22 protein-coding genes, 1 pseudogene and 1 riboswitch are annotated in these 21,420 nt (G+C 66.6%); of the genes and pseudogenes, 21 read left to right on the top strand and 2 right to left on the bottom strand.

The genetic code is table 11. The annotated features are described in order from the left end of the window. Nucleotides 1–148: 148 nt before the first annotated feature. Nucleotides 149–1,513: an ammonium transporter gene (locus AC5RU7_RS00705; protein ID WP_494050683.1), complete on the top strand. Its 1,365-nt coding sequence runs from the start codon at nucleotides 149–151 to the stop codon at nucleotides 1,511–1,513. Then, a complete protein-coding gene (locus tag AC5RU7_RS00700) occupies nucleotides 1,510–1,848 on the top strand; it encodes a P-II family nitrogen regulator (RefSeq protein WP_255768384.1) in 339 nt (112 codons plus the stop codon). Before AC5RU7_RS00705 ends, AC5RU7_RS00700 begins: the two co-directional genes overlap by 4 nt. 120 nt (nucleotides 1,849–1,968) lie before the next feature. Here the strand turns inward: AC5RU7_RS00700 and AC5RU7_RS00695 are convergent, their stop codons facing one another. Beyond that, nucleotides 1,969–3,372 (bottom strand): glucose-6-phosphate dehydrogenase, encoded by a 1,404-nt coding sequence (locus AC5RU7_RS00695; RefSeq protein WP_494050682.1) that lies wholly within the window; start codon nucleotides 3,370–3,372, stop codon nucleotides 1,969–1,971. An 84-nt stretch (nucleotides 3,373–3,456) separates the two neighbouring features. On the opposite strand from AC5RU7_RS00695, the gene ffh reads away from it, so the two are divergent. Together ffh and AC5RU7_RS00685 are read left to right on the top strand one after the other, a co-directional pair. Further along, nucleotides 3,457–5,040, top strand: a complete 1,584-nt coding sequence (ffh, locus tag AC5RU7_RS00690; protein ID WP_494050681.1) for a signal recognition particle protein — start codon at nucleotides 3,457–3,459, stop codon at nucleotides 5,038–5,040. A 115-nt stretch (nucleotides 5,041–5,155) separates the two neighbouring features. Beyond that, complete coding sequence (locus AC5RU7_RS00685; protein ID WP_494050680.1) at nucleotides 5,156–5,890, top strand: alpha/beta hydrolase; 735 nt, start codon at nucleotides 5,156–5,158, stop codon at nucleotides 5,888–5,890. Between the two features lie 67 nt (nucleotides 5,891–5,957). Here AC5RU7_RS00685 and thiC read toward each other — a convergent pair whose 3' ends face one another. After that, entirely contained in the window at nucleotides 5,958–7,793 is a 1,836-nt protein-coding gene (gene thiC, locus AC5RU7_RS00680; protein ID WP_494050679.1) for a phosphomethylpyrimidine synthase ThiC, read from the bottom strand. After that, nucleotides 7,788–7,895, bottom strand: a riboswitch (TPP riboswitch). (Overlaps the previous gene by 6 nt.) 79 nt (nucleotides 7,896–7,974) lie before the next feature. On the opposite strand from thiC, the pseudogene AC5RU7_RS00675 reads away from it, so the two are divergent. The 17 genes and pseudogenes from AC5RU7_RS00675 (at nucleotide 7,975) to AC5RU7_RS00595 (ending at nucleotide 21,318) form a co-directional block, all read left to right on the top strand. Next, nucleotides 7,975–9,065, top strand: a pseudogene (locus AC5RU7_RS00675) (amidohydrolase family protein). A gap of 88 nt (nucleotides 9,066–9,153) precedes the next feature. After that, nucleotides 9,154–10,029, top strand: a complete 876-nt coding sequence (locus tag AC5RU7_RS00670; RefSeq protein WP_494008548.1) for a VOC family protein — start codon at nucleotides 9,154–9,156, stop codon at nucleotides 10,027–10,029. An 86-nt stretch (nucleotides 10,030–10,115) separates the two neighbouring features. Further along, entirely contained in the window at nucleotides 10,116–10,556 is a 441-nt protein-coding gene (locus AC5RU7_RS00665; RefSeq protein ID WP_494008547.1) for a hypothetical protein, read from the top strand. A gap of 230 nt (nucleotides 10,557–10,786) precedes the next feature. Beyond that, nucleotides 10,787–11,209: a 30S ribosomal protein S16 gene (rpsP, locus tag AC5RU7_RS00660; RefSeq protein WP_009359301.1), complete on the top strand. Its 423-nt coding sequence runs from the start codon at nucleotides 10,787–10,789 to the stop codon at nucleotides 11,207–11,209. A 1-nt stretch (nucleotide 11,210) separates the two neighbouring features. After that, entirely contained in the window at nucleotides 11,211–11,453 is a 243-nt protein-coding gene (locus AC5RU7_RS00655; protein WP_494050678.1) for an RNA-binding protein, read from the top strand. 102 nt (nucleotides 11,454–11,555) lie between these two features. Continuing rightward, nucleotides 11,556–12,104 carry a ribosome maturation factor RimM gene (gene rimM / locus AC5RU7_RS00650; RefSeq protein ID WP_494050677.1) on the top strand — a complete coding sequence of 183 codons (549 nt, stop codon included), beginning with the start codon at nucleotides 11,556–11,558 and terminating at the stop codon, nucleotides 12,102–12,104. Beyond that, on the top strand, nucleotides 12,105–12,917 hold the full coding sequence (gene trmD / locus AC5RU7_RS00645) for a tRNA (guanosine(37)-N1)-methyltransferase TrmD (RefSeq protein WP_494050676.1): 813 nt from the start codon (nucleotides 12,105–12,107) through the stop codon (nucleotides 12,915–12,917). A 254-nt stretch (nucleotides 12,918–13,171) separates the two neighbouring features. After that, on the top strand, nucleotides 13,172–13,531 hold the full coding sequence (rplS, locus tag AC5RU7_RS00640) for a 50S ribosomal protein L19 (RefSeq protein ID WP_133346430.1): 360 nt from the start codon (nucleotides 13,172–13,174) through the stop codon (nucleotides 13,529–13,531). Between the two features lie 85 nt (nucleotides 13,532–13,616). Continuing rightward, the gene (gene lepB / locus AC5RU7_RS00635; RefSeq protein ID WP_494050675.1) at nucleotides 13,617–14,294 is read left to right on the top strand and encodes a signal peptidase I; all 678 of its coding nucleotides are present in this window, start codon (nucleotides 13,617–13,619) and stop codon (nucleotides 14,292–14,294) included. Beyond that, on the top strand, nucleotides 14,295–15,122 hold the full coding sequence (gene lepB / locus AC5RU7_RS00630; RefSeq protein ID WP_494008542.1) for a signal peptidase I: 828 nt from the start codon (nucleotides 14,295–14,297) through the stop codon (nucleotides 15,120–15,122). Between the two features lies 1 nt (nucleotide 15,123). Continuing rightward, nucleotides 15,124–15,984, top strand: coding sequence for a ribonuclease HII (gene rnhB / locus AC5RU7_RS00625; RefSeq protein WP_494008541.1), 861 nt, complete (start codon nucleotides 15,124–15,126; stop codon nucleotides 15,982–15,984). Nucleotides 15,985–16,035: 51 nt separating this feature from the next. Further along, complete coding sequence (locus AC5RU7_RS00620; RefSeq protein WP_009359307.1) at nucleotides 16,036–16,362, top strand: DUF2469 domain-containing protein; 327 nt, start codon at nucleotides 16,036–16,038, stop codon at nucleotides 16,360–16,362. Nucleotides 16,363–16,474: 112 nt separating this feature from the next. Then, nucleotides 16,475–16,831: a YraN family protein gene (locus tag AC5RU7_RS00615; protein WP_494008540.1), complete on the top strand. Its 357-nt coding sequence runs from the start codon at nucleotides 16,475–16,477 to the stop codon at nucleotides 16,829–16,831. Then, nucleotides 16,831–18,375 carry a YifB family Mg chelatase-like AAA ATPase gene (locus AC5RU7_RS00610; protein ID WP_494050674.1) on the top strand — a complete coding sequence of 515 codons (1,545 nt, stop codon included), beginning with the start codon at nucleotides 16,831–16,833 and terminating at the stop codon, nucleotides 18,373–18,375. Before AC5RU7_RS00615 ends, AC5RU7_RS00610 begins: the two co-directional genes overlap by 1 nt. After that, nucleotides 18,372–19,571 carry a DNA-processing protein DprA gene (gene dprA, locus AC5RU7_RS00605; RefSeq protein WP_494050673.1) on the top strand — a complete coding sequence of 400 codons (1,200 nt, stop codon included), beginning with the start codon at nucleotides 18,372–18,374 and terminating at the stop codon, nucleotides 19,569–19,571. The genes AC5RU7_RS00610 and dprA overlap by 4 nt, the downstream gene beginning before the upstream one ends. A gap of 83 nt (nucleotides 19,572–19,654) precedes the next feature. After that, a complete protein-coding gene (locus tag AC5RU7_RS00600; protein WP_494050672.1) occupies nucleotides 19,655–20,581 on the top strand; it encodes a tyrosine recombinase XerC in 927 nt (308 codons plus the stop codon). Nucleotides 20,582–20,814: 233 nt separating this feature from the next. Then, on the top strand, nucleotides 20,815–21,318 hold the full coding sequence (locus AC5RU7_RS00595) for a DUF3145 domain-containing protein (protein WP_009359312.1): 504 nt from the start codon (nucleotides 20,815–20,817) through the stop codon (nucleotides 21,316–21,318). The last annotated feature ends 102 nt before the right edge of the window (nucleotides 21,319–21,420 follow it).

Raw genomic sequence — 21,420 nt, 5'->3', positions numbered from 1 at the left:
ACCATTTACTTCCTAGAGGTTCTTGTAACAGACCGGCAATCTAAATCCTCTCCGGGCGAAACACGCCGCCGACACACTTCTTACAGGACGCAAACGGCGTTGGCAGGCGGAGAACTCCGCAACATTCGGATGAGAGAGGACGTGCACCATGGAACTTACCGCAGGTCACGTATGGCTCATGGTGGCGGCAGCGCTCGTGCTGCTCATGACACCGGGTCTGGCATTTTTCTACGGCGGCATGACCCGCGCCAAGGCAGCACTGAACATGATGATGATGAGCTTCATCTCCATCGGCATCGTGAGCGTTGTGTGGGTCCTGTGGGGCTACTCCATGACGGGCGGTGACGGTTTCCTCCAGATCGTCGGGAACCCGTTCGCGAACTTCGGCCTCGAGGGAGTCAACACGGCGGATTCGCCCGACGGCCTCATCCTTGTCGGCTACGGGGCAACCTTCGCCATCATCACCGTGGCCCTGATCAGCGGCGCGATCGCCGACCGCGCTAAGTTCGGCGCCTGGAGCGTCTTCGTGCCGGTCTGGGTCACGCTGGTGTACTGCCCCCTTGCCTACATGGTGTGGGGTGGCGGCCTCTTCGGTGAGGAAGGCGCCATCGGCCAGGCACTCGGCCCGGCCATCGACTTCGCAGGCGGAACCGTGGTCCACATCAACGCCGGCGTGGCGGCCCTGATCCTGGTCCTCATCATCGGCAACCGCAAGGGCTTCGGCAAGGACCCCAACCACCGCCCGCACAACATCCCGTTCGTCATGCTCGGCGCTGCGATCCTGTGGTTCGGCTGGTTCGGGTTCAACGGCGGCCTCGCCTCTTCCGCAGAACAGGGCGGCCTGATCTGGGTCAACACCCTCGCCGCTCCCGCCGCCGCAATGCTGGGCTGGCTCGTCACCGAGCGCATCCGTGACGGACACCCCACTTCACTCGGTGCCGCCTCCGGCGTGGTTGCCGGCCTGGTTGCCATTACCCCGGCCTGCGCCAACGTCAGCCCCGTGGGTGCCCTCGGCCTCGGCGTCGTGGCCGGTGTGGCGTCAGCCCTCGCGGTCGGCCTGAAGTTCCGCTGGGGCTTCGATGACTCGCTCGACGTCGTCGGCGTGCACCTCGTGTCCGGCATCATCGGCACCGTGGCCCTGGGCTTCATCGCACTTCCCACCGACGGCGTGGGCGGCGGCCTCTTCTACGGCGGCGGCATGACCCAGATGTGGGCCCAGCTCGCAGCCGCCGGCATCGCCATCGCCTACTCGGCAATCCTGACGCTCATCATCGCCCTTGCCATCCACAAGACCATGGGCTTCCGGGTCTCGCAGGAACAGGAAACCGTGGGCGTGGACCTCAGCCTGCACGCCGAAACGGCGTACGAGTTCGGTGTGGGCGGCCACGGCGGATCCTTCCAGCCGCTGCACGACATGATCACGGGCAAGGGCCAGCAGGATTCCGCGGCCCAGCCGGCAAAGGCTGCACAGCAGAACGAATCAGCAACAGGTAAGGAAAGCGTGGGGGCATGAAACTGATCACTGCAATCGTCAGGCCGGAAAAGCTCGAAGCAATCCGGGAAGGACTGGAAGCCTACGGCGTACAGGGCCTGACGGTCAGCGCGGCCAGCGGTTACGGCCGGCAGCGCGGCTACACGGAGGTCTACCGGGGAGCGGAGTACAACGTTGACCTCCTGCCCAAGATCCGGGTGGAGGTGCTGGCCACGGACGAGCAGGCGGACGACATCCTGGACGTGATCATCGCCAGCTCCAACACCGGCCGCGCCGGGGACGGCAAGGTCTGGACAGTGGACGTCTTCGAAGCCGTCCGGGTCCGGACGGGCGAACGCGGAGTAGCCGCAATCTAGGGCAGGGCGGTCAGTAAGCAGCAGGCGGGCGGCATACCGGAAGGTATCCCGTCCGCCTTTGCTGTGCCGGGAAGCTGCTGTGCCGGGAGCAGGCAGGGCAGGTCCCGGACGGCCTGCGGCCTACCCGCGCCGTCCGGTGGTGGGCCAGGCGGCTGGGCCGGCCGAACCGGCGTCGTACTCCTCCAGCAGCAACGCGTCCTGCTGCCACGCCGTGAGCACCGGTTCAACAATCCGCCAGCATTCCTCTGCCGTGTCGCCCCGGACCGAGAGCAGCGGATCACCGGCCAGGACCCCTTCGAGGACTTCCCCGTAGGGGAGCAGGTCCGAGGCGCTGAGTTTTGTTTCGAGGGTCGCCCGGCTGAGGCTGAAAATATCGCCCGGGCCGTTCACGTCGACGTCGAACTGCAGGGTGTCGGGGCCGAAGCCAATCCGCAGCTGGTTGGGGGAGTCGACACCCGTGAAGCCCGCGGGAAGGTGCGGTACCGGCCGGAACGTGACAATTGCCTCCTTCCGTTTGGCACCCAGGGCCTTGCCCGAACGGAGGATGAAGGGGACACCCTTCCACCGCCAGTTGTCGATCCCGACCTCGATCTCGGCGAGCGTTTCGGTCCCGCGCTTCGGGTCCACACCCTCTTCCCTGGCATAGTCGGGGACGTTCTTCCCCGCCACAGTTCCGGCCGTGTAGCGTGCCCGCCGGGTGCAGGCGGCCAAAGGGGTGTTGACGCTGCTGGCACGCAGGACCGCGGAGATGGCGTCCCGCAGGTCGCGCTCGCGGATGGTGGCGGGAGGTTCGATGGCCATCAGTGCCATGATCTGCAGGAGGTGGCTTTGGATCATGTCCCGGAGGGCGCCGGCGCCGTCGTAGTAGCGGGCGCGCCCCTCCAGGGCGAGGTCCTCGTCGAAGATGATTTCCACCTTTTCGACGTGGTGCCGGTTCCAGACCGGCTCCAGGAAGTTGTTCGCGAAGCGCAGCCCCAGGATGTTCAGCACGGTGGCCTTGCCGAGGAAATGGTCCACGCGGTGGATGTGGTCCTCGGGGACGAGCCGCACCAGGGTTTGGTTGAGGGAGCGTGCGGACTCCTCGCTTGAACCGAACGGCTTCTCCATCACCAGCCGGGTCCCGGTCGGAACGTCCTGCGGCCGCAGGGATTCGCAGGCAAGCTGGCTGATCTTCGGCGGGAGTGCGAAGTACACTGCCACCGGTCCCTCGAGGCTGTTCAGTAACGCCGCAAGGGCACCACCGGCGGTGACATCCAGCTGGTGGTAGACGGTCTCCTTTTCCAGCGACTTCAGAGCATCCCGGCCGTCGGCCCCGGCAGCCTCGGCCGCCGCAGTGAAGGATGACTGCACGCGTTCCCGCCACTGCTCCGGCGTCCAGGGGTCCGACCCTGCCCCGACTAGCCGGAGCCCGGCCCCGCGTCCCCTTGCCACCAGGCGCGCCAGGCCGGGAAGGAGCAGCCGGCCGGTCAGATCTCCCGAGGCGCCGAGGATGAGCAGGGTTTTTACAGTTGTTTGGCTCGTCATTTTGCCAGCATGCCATCTGCCGGGCCCGACTTGGTACCCTAGATAGTCGAGTCCCGATCATCTCCTGAAAGAAGTGCGCGGCGCGTGTTCAATTCTCTGTCTGACCGGTTGACAGCAACCTTCAAGAATCTCCGCGGCAAGGGCCGCCTCACTGAGGCGGACGTCGATGCCACAGTCCGTGAGATCCGCCGTGCCCTCCTTGACGCGGACGTTGCCGTTCCCGTGGTCCGCGAATTCACTGGGCGGGTCCGCGAACGCGCCCTCGGCGCCGAGGTGTCGGCAGCGCTGAACCCGAGCCAGCAGATCGTCAAGATCGTCAACGAGGAACTGCAGGAGATCCTGGGCGGCGAGACCCGGCGCATCCGCCTCGCCAAGAGCGGCCCCACCATCATCATGCTGGCCGGCCTCCAGGGCGCCGGTAAGACCACCCTCGCCGGCAAGCTCTCCAAGTGGCTCAAGGCCCAGGGCCACAGCCCCATCCTGGTGGCCTGCGACCTCCAGCGCCCCAACGCCGTCACCCAGCTGCGGGTGGTGGGCGAGCGGGCCAAGGTACCCGTCTTCGCTCCGCACCCGGGTGCCACCTCCACTGAACTCGACCGGCCCGCGGGCGATCCCGTGGAAGTGGCCCGCGCCGGCGTCGAGGAAGCCCGCCAGAAGCTGCACGACGTCGTCATCGTCGACACCGCCGGCCGGCTCGGCGTCGACGCCGACATGATGGAGCAGGCGCGCCAGATCCGCCGCGCCATCGTGCCCAACGAAGTGCTGTTCGTCATCGACTCCATGATCGGCCAGGACGCGGTGAACACGGCGCTCGCCTTCGACGAGGGCGTGAACTTCACCGGCATTGTCCTGTCCAAGCTCGACGGCGACGCCCGCGGCGGTGCGGCGCTTTCCGTCGCGTCGGTCACCGGCAAGCCGGTCATGTTCGCCTCCACGGGTGAAGGACTGGACGACTTCGAGCTGTTCCATCCGGACCGGATGGCCTCGCGCATCCTGGACATGGGCGATGTCCTCACGCTTATCGAGCAGGCCGAGAAGTCCTGGGACAAGGAAGAAGCTGCCCGGATGGCGAAGAAATTCGCCGACCAGGAAGACTTCACCCTGGAGGACTTCCTCGCCCAGATGCAGCAGATCCGCAACATGGGATCGATGAAGAAAATGCTCATGATGATGCCGGGTGCCCAGAACATCCGCCAGCAGCTGGAGCAGTTCGACGAGCGCGAGATCGACCGCGTGGAAGCGATCGTCCGCTCCATGACGCCGCACGAGCGCCTGGCCCCCAAGATCATCAACGGCTCGCGCCGCGCCCGTATCGCCCGCGGTTCCGGTGTCCACGTTTCCGAGGTCAACGGCCTGCTGGAGCGCTTTGCGCAGGCCCAGAAGATGATGAAGAAGATGGCCCAGGGTGGCATGCCGGGGATGCCGGGCATGCCTGGCCTTCCCGGCGCCGGAGGGGGAGCGCGGAAGAACGCCAAGAGCGCGCCGAAGAAGAAGGCAAAGTCCGGCAATCCGGCCAAGGCGGCCCAGGAGCGGAAGGAAGCCGAGGCACGCCGGGCCAACGCCGCCAAGGCGCTCCCGACCGGCGCTGCCTTCGGCCAGCAGTCCGGCGACTTTGACCCGTCCCAGTTGAACCTGCCCAAGGGCTTCGACAAGTTCCTCGGCAAGTAGGGGGTTCCGCCGGGCTGACCAGCAGGGGATACTCCCGCAGCGCCCTGCCTGGCGCCGAATGCTGGTCGCTGGGGCGGTTCCCGGGGAAGTCTGTGCCGTGGAATAGGGTTGGGACATGTTCAAGCAGAGGGTAGTGTTCGTGCACGGCGCCGGAAGTTACGGTGCCGCAGCATGGCCGCGCCAGCATGGCATGGCACTGTCCTACGACGCTCTGTTCCTGCGCCGCCACGGCTTCGATCCGGTCGCTGAACCGGTGGAGTCCTCCTTCGCCGCGGATACCGCCATCGTGTTGCGGTCGCTCGCTGATGACGGGCGCGGCGCCGCCGGCGGCCACGTCGTGGCCCACGCCCAGGGTGCCATCGCGGCCATGATGGCTGCCGTCGAACGGCCGGATCTCGTCTATTCGCTGACCCTCGTGGAACCGGCATGCCTGTCGCTGACGGCGGAACTGCCGGCCACGGCGGCCCACATCGGCCTCATGCAGCCTTTGTTCGAGGTCCGGCACCAGCTCAGCGACGAAGACTTCCAGCGCGAGTTCGTGCGGCGGGTCTATGCCACCGACCTGCAGGAACCGGCCACCGCGGAGGAGAAGCGGTCCGCCCGGCGCCTGCGGCTGCAGGCGCCCTCCTGGGAGGCGCCACTGCACATTGTTCCGGGGGTCCCCACCCTGGTCCTGACCGGCGGGTGGGAACCCCTGTATGAGGAAATTGCCGGCTACCTCCGCGAAACCGGAGCCGTGCACCGCACCGCTGCCGGCGGGCACCGGCCGCATGATTCCCCGGACGGGGACCGGGCCGTCCGGTCCTTTATCAGCGACGTCGGCAGGGCCCGGTCCGCCCGCGCGTCCTGACGGACCGCCCGGGCTTCCCCTCCGCCCGGCCGGCCCCCAATTGCCATCCGGACGAAGGGGAAGGCTTCTACGTGGAAACCGTCTCGGGCAGCCGCGGTTCCGGCAGGTAGACCTTGCCGCCCGATGCCAGGAATTCCTGGCTCTTCTCCCGCATCCCCGTGGCCCGGTCTGCAAGGGCTGCCTGTGCTTCCGCGGTTCCGTATTCGTCCCGAATATCCTGGCTGATCCGCATGGAGCAGAACTTGGGTCCGCACATGGAGCAGAAATGGGCCGTCTTGGCCGGCTCCGCTGGCAGCGTCTCGTCATGGAAGGCCTCGGCGGTCACCGGATCCAGTGACAGGGCGAACTGGTCGCGCCAGCGGAATTCAAAGCGTGCCTTGGACAGGGCGTCATCGCGTTCGTGCGCGCCGGGGTGGCCCTTGGCCAGGTCCGCAGCGTGCGCTGCGATTTTGTAGGTGATGACCCCCGTCTTGACGTCGTCCTTGTTGGGCAGGCCGAGGTGTTCCTTCGGTGTCACGTAGCAGAGCATCGCCGTGCCGTAGCGGGCGATTTCCGTGGCGCCGATGGCTGAGGTGATGTGGTCGTAGCCGGGTGCCACGTCGGTAACCAGGGGACCCAGGGTGTAGAAGGGCGCACCCTTGCATAGCTCCTGCTGGCGCTCCACGTTTTCGCGGACCAGGTGGAAGGGGATGTGCCCTGGACCTTCCACCATCACCTGGACGTCGTATTCCCAGGCCCGCAGGGTGAGTTCCGCGAGCGTGTCCAGTTCCGCGAACTGTGCGGCGTCGTTCGCGTCTGCCGTGGCGCCCGGCCGCAGCCCGTCCCCAAGGGAAAACGCGACGTCGTATTTGGCGAAGATTTCGCACAGCTCGTCGAAGTGCGTGTAGAGGAAATTCTCCTGGTGGTGCGCCAGGCACCAGCCGGCCATGATGGAGCCGCCGCGCGACACGATGCCTGTGACCCGGTTTGCTGTCAGCGGCACGTAGCGCAGGAGGACACCGGCGTGCACCGTCATGTAGTCCACGCCCTGCTCGCACTGCTCAATGACGGTGTCGCGGAAGATCTCCCAGGTCAGCTTGTTGGCTTCGCCATTGACCTTCTCCAGCGCCTGGTAGATGGGCACGGTACCGATCGGCACGGGGGAGTTCCGGATGATCCATTCCCGCGTGGTGTGGATGTCATCGCCGGTGGAGAGGTCCATCACGGTGTCCGCGCCCCACTGCGTGGCCCACTGCAGTTTGTCCACCTCCTCCGCGATGGAACTGGTGACAGCGGAGTTGCCGATGTTGGCGTTGATCTTCACCAGGAATGCCTTGCCGATGATCATCGGCTCCGACTCGGGGTGGTTGATGTTGCTGGGGATGATGGCGCGGCCCGCCGCCAGTTCGCTGCGGACCAGCTCCACGTCGCAGTTTTCGCGCAGCGCCACGAAGCGCATCTCAGGGGTTATGAGGCCGTGCCTGGCATAGTGCATCTGGGTTACGGTCCGGCCCACGACGGCCCGGCGGGGCACCGGCTGTGCGCCCTTCCACTCGGCTGACGCGGCGCCGCGGCGGACAGCCGAGCGGCCGTCGTCGAGCAGGTTCCTGCCCCTGCCGCTGTACGGCTCGGTGTCTCCCCTCTCCGCGATCCATGCTGCCCGGAAGGGCGGCAGCCCCATTACCGGATCACTGCCCGGTCCGGCGGTCCGGTAGGTGCGGAAGGGCGGGTTCGCCTCTCCATTGGGGGACGGTTCCAGGGAGATTTCCGTCACCGGGACCCGGATGCCGGATTCGCCATCTTCGATGAAGGCCAGCGCATGTGATGCCAGTGACCGGGTGGCAGGTGCCCCTGGCTTTCCGTCCGGCAGCGCGCTTCCGGACTGGTTTTGGGCAGGGCTCTGCTGTTCATTTGGTGTACTCAAGGAATACTCACTTCCTTCGCCGGCATTACCCGGACAGGTTCGACGGTCGCAGGCTGCCTCAGCCCGATCTCAGCCCCTGCAGGGGCACCCGTGTGGTCAGGAACGAAGCTACCACAGCCGCCCCGCCGATCCTTGCCATGACTGCCGGTGCTAGCCTGACTGGCGACGAAAAGGGAGTCCGATGCCGGAAATCATAGAATTCAGCGGCCCTGTGCTGACCGGGCCGGCCAGCGAACACCGGGGCCTGTGGTCCGTGGACGGGGTGCTGACGTTTATCCGCCCGCAGCAGGCTCCGGACCGGGTGCTGGACGGGTGGGTGCTGCCCGGCCTGGTGGATGCCCACTGCCATATCGGGCTGGGGGTGGAGGGTCCGGTGGATTCCGCCACCGCGGCTGGCCAGGCCCGGGCGGACCTGGCTGCCGGAACGCTGCTGGTGCGTGATGCCGGCTCACCGGCCGACACCCGGTGGATGCAGGGCGGCCGGGACTTCCCGGTGCTGATCCGGGCCGGGCGCCATGTGGCCCGCACGCGCCGGTACCTCCGTGGCTTCGCGGACGAGGTGGAACCGGAGGACCTGGTGGAGGCCGTGCGCAAACAGGCCCGCGACGGTGACGGCTGGGTCAAGCTCGTCGGGGACTGCATCGACCGCGGGGCCGGCGACCTCGCACCCTCGTTTCCGGCCGCCGTCGTCCGTGACGCCGTCCGGGCCGCCCATGACGAGGGCGCCCGTGTGACTGCGCACTGCTTCGCCGAAGACACCCTTGACCAGATGCTGGATGCGGGCATTGACTGCATCGAGCACGCCACCGGGCTCCTGCAGCGGCACCTTCCCCGTTTTGCGGAACAGGGCGTGCCCATCGTCCCTACCCTGGTCAACATCCCACGTTCCCTGACATCGCTGCGCAGGCAAGGCACAAATTCCCGCGCTACGCGGCGCACATGATGGCCCTGTGGGAGCGGCGCCTGGAGCGGGTGGGTGAGGCTTACGACGCCGGCGTGAGGATTTACGCAGGTACCGACGCCGGCAGCGTCATCAGGCACGGCAGGATCGCCGACGAGATCCTTGCCCTGCACCAGGCAGGCCTGCCCATGGCGGCTGCGCTGGACGCTGCCTGCTGGGCGGCGCGGGAGTGGCTCGGAGCCGACGGCGTGGCTGAGGGGGCGCGTGCCGACGTCGTTCTCTGCCGGGAGGATCCGCGCACCCGGCCGGAAGCTGTCCGGGATCTTTCCCACGTGGTGCTGGGAGGCCGCATCATCACCCGCGGACCATAGAAAAGTACTTGGAATAAATTGTAGCTTCAAGTAATTTTAACTGTGACAGGCCGTTCCCTCAGTTCGGCCCCAGCACAGGGAGCACTCAATGACCGCAGAAGCCACCAGCCAGGATCTTCTTCCCGCCGACCTCACCATGGGCACCGTGATGCTCAAGGTCGGTGACATGAAGGTCATGACCGACTACTACCAGCGCGCCCTCGGCCTCGACGTCGTCGCCGAGCAGGACGGCGGCCTCTACCTCGGCCGCCGCCAGAAGCCGCTTGTCCACCTGGCACCCGCTCCCGGACTGAACCTTCCGGGCAGGGGGGAGGCCGGCCTCTTCCATACCGCGCTGTTGTTCGAGGACCAGGCCTCCCTTGCTGCAACCATCGCCACCGCCGCCCGCTTCGACCCGCATTCGTTCACCGGCAGCGCCGACCACCTCGTCAGCGAGGCCTTCTATTTCAATGACCCGGAAGGCAACGGCATTGAGCTGTACTGGGACCGGCCGCGCAGCAACTGGTCCTGGAATGGGACGGACGTGGTGATGGACAGCCTGGCACTGCCGCCGCAGCGTTACCTCGAGCAGCACCTCACGGAGGAATCCCTGGAAGCGCAGCACTCCACCGCGGCCGGCGTCGGCCACGTCCACCTCCAGGTGGGCGACGTGCAGTCCGCCCGCAACTTCTACGTTGGCATCCTCGGCTTCGAGAAGACCGCGGGGTGGCACGGGCAGGCCCTCTTTGTCTCTGCAGGCCGGTACCACCACCACATGGCCATGAACGTCTGGAACAGCCGGGGCGCCGGGCCCCGGAAGGACACGCTGGGCCTGGGTGAGGTGCTCATCGAAGTGCCCAACGGTGACGACGTCGGCGCGCTGGCTGACCGCCTGAAAGTCGCCGGGGTTCCGTCCCGCCACACCGGGGCCGAGCTGCGGTTCGAGGACCCGTGGCGCAACAACATCCGGGTGGCAGTACGCTGACGCCGGTGCCCCCGTACTAGGCTGAAAGCGAAAGGCCGGTGCGGATGACCGCCCCGTCCGCCGCATTTTCGACGGAAGGTTCCCCAATGGGCTTCACCGAGATCTTTGTCGCCACCCATGATGCAGCGCTCAAGCGCGCCGGTCTCCTGGACGAAGGCGGGGGAGCCCCCGCCGGCCAGGGGGTCCGCATCCCGGACATCACCGACTACGAGGTGGAACAGCTCGGGGACCTGGCCGGTACGGCCGTGCACGCCGGGGGAGCCGACTACGAGTTGACCATGGTCGATGTCACCAGCGATTCCCTTCTTGCCGTGCCCCCGGCCATGGTCCGGGCGCTGGCCGACCTGCTGACCTACGAAACCGAAGGCGAAGGCAACGTCCTGGACGACGTCGCCGAGCAGTGGGCGGCGCAGGAGGACATGCCGTTCGGCGCCGACCAGGCCCGTGCGTATGTCCAGCAGCTGGCCGAACTTGCCGGCGGCGTCGACGATTCAGAACGGACGGGACTGTACGTCTGGTCCGCGTAACCGTTGGCGCGGCCTGTCCTGGGGCGTCCTTCCTGCAACCCCCTTCCGCGGCCCGCGCCGCGCCAAGTCGAAATCGCGGCGCTCATCTGGCACAATAAACAGGTACTCGATCTGCGTGGCCCCTCTCTCCGCGTCCGGATCCTGTCCTTCGAACCCGCAAGTACGGCCCGCCCCACGGGTGCAGAAAACCGGGCTCACCCCCTTTTTCTGAAACAGGAGTGACCACAAAAGTGGCCGTAAAGATTCGCCTTAAGCGCCTCGGCAAGATGCGCGCCCCGTACTACCGCATCGTCGTCGCGGACTCACGCACCAAGCGTGACGGCCGCGCCATCGAGGAAATCGGCAAGTACCACCCCACCGAAGAGCCCTCGTACATCGAGGTCAACTCCGAGCGTGCCCAGTACTGGCTGTCCGTCGGCGCCCAGCCGTCCGAGCAGGTTGCCGCGATCCTGAAGATCACCGGTGACTGGCAGAAGTTCAAGGGCCTGCCGGGCCAGGAAGGCACCCTCAAGACCAAGTCTGAGAAGGAAGCCTTCGTTGCCCCGGAAAAGGGTTCCGTGATCATCCCGGAAGCCATCACCAAGAAGGCATCCAAGTCTGACGCCGCCGAGGCCCCGGCCGAAGCCGAAGCAGAGACCACCGAGGCTGAGTAAATTGCTGGCAGACGCGCTGGAGCACCTGGTCCGCGGGATCGTTGATTCCCCGGACGACGTCAAGGTCAGCTCGAAGAACAACCGCCGCGGGGACACCCTCGAGGTGCGTGTTCATCAGGATGACCTCGGACGGGTGATCGGCCGCCAGGGCCGCACGGCACGCGCACTGCGCACCGTCGTCGCAGCACTGGCCGGCGGCGAGCAGGTAAGGGTCGACGTCGTCGACACCGACCGCCGCCGCTGAGCGCACGGCAACACCAGTTTTGCTCCGGCCCCTCCACCTGCAGGTGGAGGGGCCGGAGTCTTTTCCAGAACACCCGCTTTACCGACCCGAACAGAGGAACACATGCAGCTTCAGGTGGCCCGCATCGGCAAGCCCCACGGCATCCGCGGGGAAGTCACGGTCCAGGTCCTGACAGACGCTCCTGAGGACCGCTTTGTCCCCGGCACCGAATTCGTGGTTGAGCCGGCGTCCTCCGGCCCGCTGACGGTGACCAGCGCACGCTGGAACAAGGACATTCTCCTCCTGGCATTCGAAGAGGTGGCCGACCGTAACCACGCAGAGACGCTGCGCGGTGCCAAGCTCTTCATCGAAACGGCGGACCTGGACGAGGACGACGACGAAGGCTGGTACGAGCATGAACTCGTGGGCCTCGAAGCCCGCGTAGGAGACCAGGTGGTGGGCAAAGTCGCCGCCCTCAACACCGCTCCCGCCCAGGACCTGCTGATGGTCACCACCCCGGAAGGCGGGGAAATCCTGGTCCCGTTCGTGGAACAGATCGTCCCGGAAGTGAACATTGTGGAGGGATACATCCTTCTCACCCCGCCGGACGGCCTCTTCGAACTGAATTCGGAAGACGCCGCCGCCTCACCCGGTGAGGAAGGCAAGGCGTAGATGCGGATCGACGTCGTCACCATTTTCCCGGAGTACCTGGCACCGCTGGAACTCTCGCTGATCGGAAAGGCCCGGCAGGACGGCCTGCTGGATCTTCGGGTCCATGACCTGCGAACTTTCACCACCGACAGGCACCGGACGGTGGATGACACTCCCTACGGCGGCGGCGCCGGCATGGTGATGAAGCCCGAGCCTTGGGGACAGGCCCTTGCGTCCATCGCCGGAGACCGTCCGGAAGGGGCCGGCAAGCCGGTCCTGATCGTCCCGTCGCCGGCGGGGGAGCGTTTCACACAGGCGCTTGCCTACGAACTGGCCGAAGAAGATCACCTGGCCTTCGCGTGCGGGCGGTACGAGGGCATCGACGAACGCGTCATTGACTGGTCCCGTGAGCACTTCGATGTCCGGCCCGTCAGCCTTGGAGACTATGTCCTGAACGGCGGGGAGGTGGCTGTCCTGGCGATGGTCGAGGCCATCGGCCGGCTGCTTCCCGGCGTCGTGGGCAACCCCGAATCGCTGGTGGAGGAGTCCCATTCGGACGGTCTGCTGGAGTACCCCGTCTACACAAAGCCCTCCGTCTGGCGGGAGCGTGAAGTGCCTCCGGTGCTGCTGAGCGGCAACCACGGCAGGATTGCCCAGTGGCGGCGGCACGAACAGTTTCGCCGGACGGCCCAGCGCCGCCCGGACCTCCTCGAAGGGTTCGACGCCGGCAAGCTGCCGCGTGCCGACCGCACCGAACTGCAGGACCTGGGGTACGACGTCGTCGACGGGAAGCTTGTCCGCCGCGCAGGGGCGGCGGACGAAGCACGCGACTGACGGTGCCGTACCGTCTGTCGGGCGAGGATGCGGATTGGCTGTAACGGCGCTGCTGTGGCAAAATTAGTCCTTGTGTCTGCTGGGCCAGCGCCTGCCACAGGGGGAGCGAAGCCAACAGCCTGACAACCGGCCCCGTCAACAATTGGGGTGGCCGGACTACTTAGCTTTCGACAGCATTTCCGGCGCTATCTGCGCCAGGCTCTGCTGCCGTGACCCAAAGTGAATGACCTGTGGCGTTCACCAGGAGTGCAATCATGCATATTCTCGATTCCGTAGATGCAGCTTCGCTGCGCACCGATGTTCCCGAATTCCGCGCGGGTGACACCCTCAAGGTTCACGTGAACATCATCGAAGGCAAGAACTCCCGCGTCCAGGTATTCCAGGGCTTCGTCCTGGGCCGCCAGGGTGACGGCGTCCGCGAGACCTTCACGGTCCGCAAGGTCTCCTTCGGTGTCGGCGTTGAGCGTACCTTCCCGGTACACTCCCCGATCATCGAAAAGATCGAGGTTGTCACCAAGGGCGACGTCCGCCGCGCCAAGCTTTACTACATGCGTGCACTGCGCGGTAAGGCTGCAAAGATCAAGGAAAAGCGCGACTTCAGCGCCGCCAAGTAAGTCCTTTTCGGACATACGCAGGCTGGGCCGCAGCCGTATCCGGCCAGCGCCGGAGCCAATCAGCACCAGCGCCAGGATACGGACCATGGACCAGACAAAACGCCAGCCCACAAAAATGGGCTGGCGTTTTGTGTTTGTGGCACTGCTCCTTGCCGTCGCCGTCAGCGGCGTGGTGCGGTCACTCTGGATCGACGTCTACTTCATCCCGTCCGAATCCATGGAGCCCCTGCTGGAAGGCGGCGACCGGATCCTGGTGTCCCGGACTGACTTCGAGGCAGAACCCATCCGCCGGGGCGACGTCGTGGTGTTCGACGGCAGGGGTACGTTCGCGCCGCTCAGCAGCGGCAGGGGCCCAATCATGGATGCCGCAGCCGGCGTCACCCAGTGGCTTGGCCTCGCCGGCAGCGACACCACCTACGTCAAACGCGTCATCGGGCTCCCCGGCGACACCGTGGTCTGCTGCGACGCGGCAGGAAAAATCACGGTGAACGGCGAGGCGCTGGAAGAACCCTACGTTTTCAGCGGCGACGCCCCCAGCACGCAGAAGTTCACCGCGGTGATCCCCGAGGGGCGGCTGTGGCTGATGGGAGACCACCGCTCGCTGTCCGCCGATTCCCGGAGCCTGCTGGGTGCTCCCGGTGGCGGCATGGTGCCGATGGAACGCGTTATCGGGCGCCCGGTCCAGATCATCTGGCCCCTTGATAGATTTGCTCCAGTACCCCGCCCGTACGCGGCGGAACCAATAACAGAGAACGGACAGTAGATGCCCGAGAACCACGCGCGGACACCGGAACCGCGCCCCGACGGCGCCTCTGATACTTCGGCCGGCCAGGCCGCCGCCGGGGCCGTCCCCGGTGGGGAGACGCCGGCTCCGGCAACGGCGGAAAGCCGGTCCGCTGCAAAGGCAGCCGCAAAACCTGTGGGCAGCCCGGTCTTCGCGTGGCTGAAGGAGGTCGCCACGGTGGTGGTGATCGCCGTCGTGCTGTCCTTCCTCATCAAGACCTTCCTTTTCCGGGCTTTTTTCATCCCGTCCGAGTCCATGGTGAACACCCTGGATATCGACGACCGCATCTTCGTCAACCTCCTGGTGCCGGAGCCTTTCTCGCTCAGCCGCGGAGACATTGTGGTCTTCCGCGACACCAAGGGCTGGCTCCCTCCGGTTGAGGAGAAGGAACAAGGGCCGTTCACCTGGGTGCAGGACGGGCTGACGTTCGTAGGGCTGCTGCCGGACGGTTCCGAGCAGCACCTCGTCAAAAGGGTCATCGGCCTGCCCGGCGACCACGTGGCCTGCTGCGACGCCGGCGGTAAACTGACCATTAACGGCACTGCCGTGGACGAGCCCTACGTCAACCCTGCCGAGGTCCCGCAGGTCCAGAACTTCGACGTGGTGGTTCCCGAAGGAAAGGTGTGGGTGATGGGTGACAACCGGAACCATTCCGCCGATTCGAGGGCGCATATGGATTCCGACGGCGGATTCATCGACCTTGACGATCTCGAGGGCAAGGCGGCCGTCATCGCGTGGCCGCTGAACCGGATAACCAGCCTTCACAACTATCCGGACGTGTTCCGGAACGTACCGGCCGCTCCCTGATATGTCCCCGGCAGTCAAAGCTGACCCGGCAAAGGCCGCTCCAGCCCGCAGCCGTTCCGGCTCCACGAAAGTGTCCGCCGGCCGTGCCAAGGCACCCACGCTACGGCACGAGCGGACCTTCAAGGCCCAGGGGGTTCGTTTCCTTGCGGGAATGGACGAGGTGGGCCGCGGGGCGCTGGCCGGGCCGGTCAGCGTTGGCATCGCCGTCGTCGACCTGGAACGCCAACGCAGCCTTGCAGGGGTGCGGGACAGCAAGCTCCTGCCGCCGGCGGAACGGGAACGCCTCGATCCCCTGGTCCGCCGCTGGAGCGTCGCCTCGGCGGTGGGCCATGCCAGCGCCCGGGAAATTGATGAGTTCGGCATCATGGCCGCGCTGCGCCTGGCGGGAACCCGGGCCTGGAACGCCGTCCTCGCGGCGGGGATCACACCCGACCTCGTGCTTTTGGACGGCAACCACAACTGGCTTTCCCCGGCGGAGCAGCCGTCCTTCTTTGAGCCTGTTGCCCTTGAAGCTGGCTGCCAGGCCCCGGTGCACACCAAAATCAAGGCCGACATGCAATGCCTGAGTGTCGCGGCGGCGAGTGTTATCGCCAAGGTGGAACGGGACAGGGCCATGCGGGAACTGCACGCCGAGTACCCGGACTTTGGCTGGGACATCAACAAGGGTTACGCCACGGCGCTGCACCGTGACAAGCTGCGCGCTGCCGGCCCAAGCCCCTACCACCGTGTGAGCTGGAACCTGCTCGGCGGGGAGCTCCGGGACGGGGAAGCCGCGGACGGTGATGTGACTGACGAGGAATGTGCCGTCGATGAACTCTCCGTCGATGAACTGTCCGGCCCGCAGGGATCCGCCGCGGGCTGATCCCTGCTCCGCCCGGGCGCCGCAACGGCGGACATGGTGCAAGATGGAAGCATGAGTGCTGAGGATCTTGAAAACTACGAAACCGACATGGAGCTCCAGCTCTACCGTGAATACCGCGACGTCGTCGGACTGTTCAGCTATGTAGTCGAGACCGAACGGCGCTTCTACCTGGCCAACCACGTGGATCTGCAGGCCCGCAGCGCAGATGGTGAGGTCTACTTCGACCTGACACTGCAGGACGCCTGGGTGTGGGACGTGTACCGCTCCGCCCGGTTCGTCAAGAGCGTCCGGGTCCTCACCTTCAAGGACGTCAACGTGGAAGAACTTCCGCGCAATGAAGAGTTGGCCATGCCGAAGGACGTGGACCTGGGCAACTAGCTCCGGGGCCGCCGCGCCACTTTCCCTTCACAGCCCGCCGTATGCACATACGGCGGGCTGTGCTGTCCGCCACTGCTTCCGCAGCCCCAGGCTGGTTAACGGAGGTAGAAACATGAGATCGAAAGACCTGCTGGGCCGGCGCGGCGAGGAACTCGCGGCCGGTTACCTGGAGTCGCTGGGCATGCTGGTGGTGGAACGCAACTGGCGCTGCCCCGAGGGCGAAATCGACATCGTTGCCCTGGACGGCGACGCCCTGGTGATCGCCGAAGTCAAAACACGGCGTTCCCTTGACTACGGCCATCCGTTTGAAGCGGTGGGGCCGGAAAAGCTTGCCCGGCTGCACCGTCTCGGCTCGGCATGGTGCCGCGACCGGGAATTGCGGATGCCGCTGCGGCGGGTCGACGTGATTGCCGTCGTTGATGACGGCGGAGGGCAGCCCACGGTGGAACACCTCAAGGGGGTGGGGTGATGGCACTGGGCCGTACATATTCCATCGCACTGCTGGGCCTGAACGGGTACATGGTTGAGGTCGAGGCCGACATTGGACAGACCCTGCCGGCCTTCATCATCCTTGGGCTGCCCGATGCTTCACTTAACGAAGCACGGGAGCGGATCAGGTCCGCGGCCAGGAACTCCGGAATCCCGCTCAGCCGCAGGAAGATCACTGCCAACCTGATTCCGGCGTCGCTGCCCAAGCGCGGTTCCGGCTTCGACCTGGCCGTAACCATGGCCGTGCTCCGCGCCGCCAACGACATCCGGCCCACTGGCCGGACGGTCTTCATTGCAGAGCTGGGACTCGACGGCCGGCTCCGGCCGGTCCGCGGAATTCTTCCTGCGGTCATGGCCTCGGTAAAGGCAGGATTTCCTGACATCGTGGTGGCGCAGGCGAACCTCGCCGAGGCCACCCTTGTTCCGGGGGCACATGTGCGGGGCTACCGCACACTTGCCCGGCTGGCACTGGACTTCGGGGCAGATCCCCAGGAACTCGCCCTCGACTTCGAACCCGAGGACCAGGACAGTGGCAATGACCCCTCCGCCACGGCCGGGTCCTCCCCTGACATGGCTGATGTGTCCGGACAGGGCGACGCCCGCCGTGCCCTGGAGGTAGCAGCAGCCGGTGCCCACCACCTGCTGCTGACCGGCCCGCCCGGCGCCGGCAAAACGATGCTGGCCGAACGGCTGCCCGGCCTGCTGCCGGACCTTGGCGACCATGAGTCCATGGAGGTCACCGCCATCCACTCCCTCTGCGGACTTCCCTCCTCCACGGTCCAGCTGCTTCGGCGGCCGCCCTTCGAAAGCCCCCACCATTCAGCAACGGCCGCCGCCATCATCGGCGGAGGTTCCGGGCTGCCGCGGCCCGGGGCAGCCTCCCGGGCCCACCGCGGAGTGCTCTTTCTGGACGAGGCACCCGAATACGAGCGGCGGGTCCTGGACGCGCTGAGGCAGCCGCTGGAAAGCGGTGAACTGGTCATCCACAGATCGGCTGGGACCGCGGCTTATCCTGCGCGCTTCCAGCTGGTACTCGCAGCCAATCCCTGCCCCTGCGGCAAGGCCTCCGGGAAGGGGCTCGAGTGCACCTGCACACCCATGATGCGCCGCCGGTACCTGGCCAGGATGTCCGGGCCGCTGCTCGACCGGGTGGACATCCAGCTGCAGGTCGAACGCGTATCGCTTGCCGAGTTCGGGCAGTCCGGGGCCGAGGAGGACTCGGCAGCCGTAGCCGGACGCGTGCGGGATGCCCGCTTCCGCCAGTCGGAGCGGCTGCAGCCCTTCGGGCTGGAGACCAACTCCCAGGTGCCGGGCCGCATCCTGCGCGGTGAACTGCGGCTGGCCCCGGCGGCAACCCGGATCCTGGACCATTCCCTGGAGCGGGGCATCCTGACCGCACGTGGTTATGACCGCGTGTTGCGCCTGGCCTGGACGCTCGCGGATCTGGGCCACCGGGACAAGCCGGACACCGACGACGTCGGACAGGCGCTCGGTCTGCGGCAGGCCGCGGCGGTGGCGGCATGATGGAAGCAGCGCTGGATAGGGACCGCCTGGCCCGCGCCGCACTGTCACGTCTGATGGAGCCACAGGACGCCGCCGGGCTTGCGCTCGTCCAGGTGGCGGGATCCGTGGATGCCCTTGGCATCGCTACCGGCGAGTTAAAGGCAGGGCCGGAACTGGAACGCGAAATTACGGCACTCCTTGCGGACAGCGGAGCCGCCAGCAGCTGGGCCGGCATGGCGGCTGCGCTCAAGCGGTGGCAGCCAAGGATCCCTGACCTGGCTCCGGAGCGGGACCTCGCAACCATGGCCCGCCTGGGCGGACGGCTCATCATCCCGTCCGACGAGCTATGGCCGGGCCAGTTGGCAGACCTCGGGATCCAGGAGCCGCTCTGCCTCTGGTGGCGCGGCCAGGAGCAGCCCCTGCCAGCGGTGGACACCAGCGTCGCGCTGGTAGGGTCCCGGGACAGCACCAGCTACGGGGCCTCGGTGACGGGGGACTTCGCCTACTCGCTGGCCCAGCGCGGATTTACCGTGGTGTCCGGCGGTGCCTACGGGATCGACGCCCATGCACACCGGGCAGCGCTCGCCGGTGGAGCCGGTGCTGTTCCCACCATCGCAGTCATGGCAGGAGGCGTGGACAGGTTCTATCCGTCTGGCAATGAGGACCTTCTGAGGGCTGTCTGCAACCAGGGTGCTGTCCTCGCGGAGGTGCCCCCGGGGTCAGCCCCCACGCGCTACCGGTTCCTGCAGCGCAACCGGCTGATTGCGGCACTGTCCGCCGTCACCGTCGTCGTTGAGGCGCGCTGGCGCTCTGGAGCGCTGAACACCGCCCATCACGCCGAAACCCTCGGCCGTGCGGTCGGTGCTGTACCCGGATCGGTGCACAGCGCGAATTCCGCAGGATGCCACCGCCTGCTGCGGGACGGGGGAGCAGTTTGCGTTACCGACGCCGCAGAAGTTGCCGAACTGGCATCCCCGAGCGGCAGTGCGCTGCCCGAACAGCGGCAGGGCAGTGCCCAGGTCCAGGACGGGCTGACCCTTGAGGACCTGATCCTGCTCGATGCGCTGCCGCTGCGCTCCAGCACCTCGGTCGAAAAGCTCTCGGCCGTGGCGGGGCTGGGGCAGGAGTCGGTGCGCGCGGGCCTGGGTCGGCTCGGACTGCTCGGCCTGGCCGTCTCCGAACGGGGCGGCTGGAAGCGAGGCAAGGCTTCCGTCTGATGCGCAGCGGCCACTGGAGACAAAGTGGTGACGGTTACCGTGTCAGCCTGCAGTACGGCACCAGGAACTGAGACAGTAAGGGAGTGGAAAATGAAGAACTGCCACGGGGACTCAGCGACGCCCTGGACGCGTTCGCCGGCTACCTGTCCGGAGAGCGTGCGGTGTCGGCCCACACGCGGCGCGCCTACCTGGGCGACGTCCGCAGCCTCCTGGCGCATGCCGCATCCGAAGGTGCCTCCGTGCTTGCGGATCTCGAACTGGGCATGCTCCGCCGCTGGCTGGGTGTCCAGAGCCAGTCCGGCGCCGCCCGCGCAACCCTGGTCCGGCGGTCGGCCACGGTAAGGTCTTTCACCGCGTGGGCTTTGCGAGAAGAACGGATCGCCGCGGATCCTGCCCTGCGGCTGAAGGCGCCCAAGCGGGAACGGTCCCTGCCCGGTGTCCTGCAGAGTTCGCAGCTGACCCGGCTATTGGGCCAGCTGGAGCAAAGTGCGGCCGACGGCGCGCCCCTGGCCGTCCGCAACCGCGCCATCGTGGAACTCCTCTACGCCACCGGCGTGCGGGTGGGGGAACTTGCCGGGCTGGACATCGATGACCTGGACCCGGACCGGCGCACACTGCGGGTGCTGGGCAAAGGCAACAAGGAGCGGACCGTTCCCTACGGCGTTCCCGCCGCGATGGCGGTGGATGACTGGCTCCGCCGTGGACGGCCCCTGCTTGCCCGGGAGAACAGCGGCCCCGCCCTGTTCCTGGGCGCCCGCGGCGGCAGGGTGGACCAGCGGCAGGTGCGGGAGCTTGTCAACCGGCTCCTGGAGGCGCTGGGGGATACCTCGGCTTCGGGGCCCCACGCCCTGCGCCACTCCGCCGCTACCCACCTGCTGGACGGCGGCGCCGACCTGCGGGCGGTGCAGGAGATCCTGGGCCACAGCAGCCTGGCCACGACGCAAATCTACACACATGTTTCGGTGGACCGGCTGCGCAAAAGCTACCAGCAGGCCCACCCGCGGGCCTGAGTTCCGGAAGGCTAATCGCACTGGCGTAATTCTGCAGGGTACGGCACAATAAGAGTCACGTCCGGCAACTTTCAAGTACCGCTTGAAGCCCCTTGGGCTGAAGGCGGTGCGGCAAGTCCGGACACAGCATTCATATCTGAATAACCAGGCAGGGAGTTCCGCAGGCAGGGCACAGTGGTTCCATCCAGGCAGAGGTCGTTGGGGAAGACGTACCTAGAGCTATGGAGGATGGAATGTCTGTTGCAATGACCCGCGGTGTGCTTTTCGTTCACTCGGCCCCTACGGCCCTGTGCCCTCATGTTGAGTGGGCTATCGGTTCCGTCGTTGACAAGCGCACGGACCTTGAGTGGACCCCTCAGCCTGCCGCGCCCGGAATGTTCCGTGCCGAGCTGTCCTGGACCGGGACGCCCGGCACCGGGGCTAAATTGGCGTCCTCACTGCGCGGCTGGGCGCACCTCCGTTTCGAAGTGACGGAGGAGCCGAGCCAGGGAGTGGACGGCGGGCGGTGGTCGCATACGCCTGAGCTGGGGATTTTCCACGCCGTGACGGACGTGCACGGCAACATCATGGTGTCCGAGGACCGCATCCGCTACGCCTACGAGTCCGGAGCCGGGGACCCCGCTGCCGTCTACCACGAACTCTCCCTTGCCCTCGGTGAAGCCTGGGACGAGGAGCTCGAACCCTTCCGGCACGCCGCGGAAGGCGCTCCCGTGCGCTGGCTCCACCAGGTGGGCTGACCGACGTCGTACCCCATTCCGGTTTCCCGGACCCGAATACCACTCCATAGCAAAAGAGGAGGCCCCGCCAACCGGCGGGGCCTCCTCGTGTTCCGGGCAAGA

It is taken from the genome of Arthrobacter sp. K410C, assembly GCF_059090105.1.
This window is presented reverse-complemented; position numbering and strand designations above follow the sequence as displayed.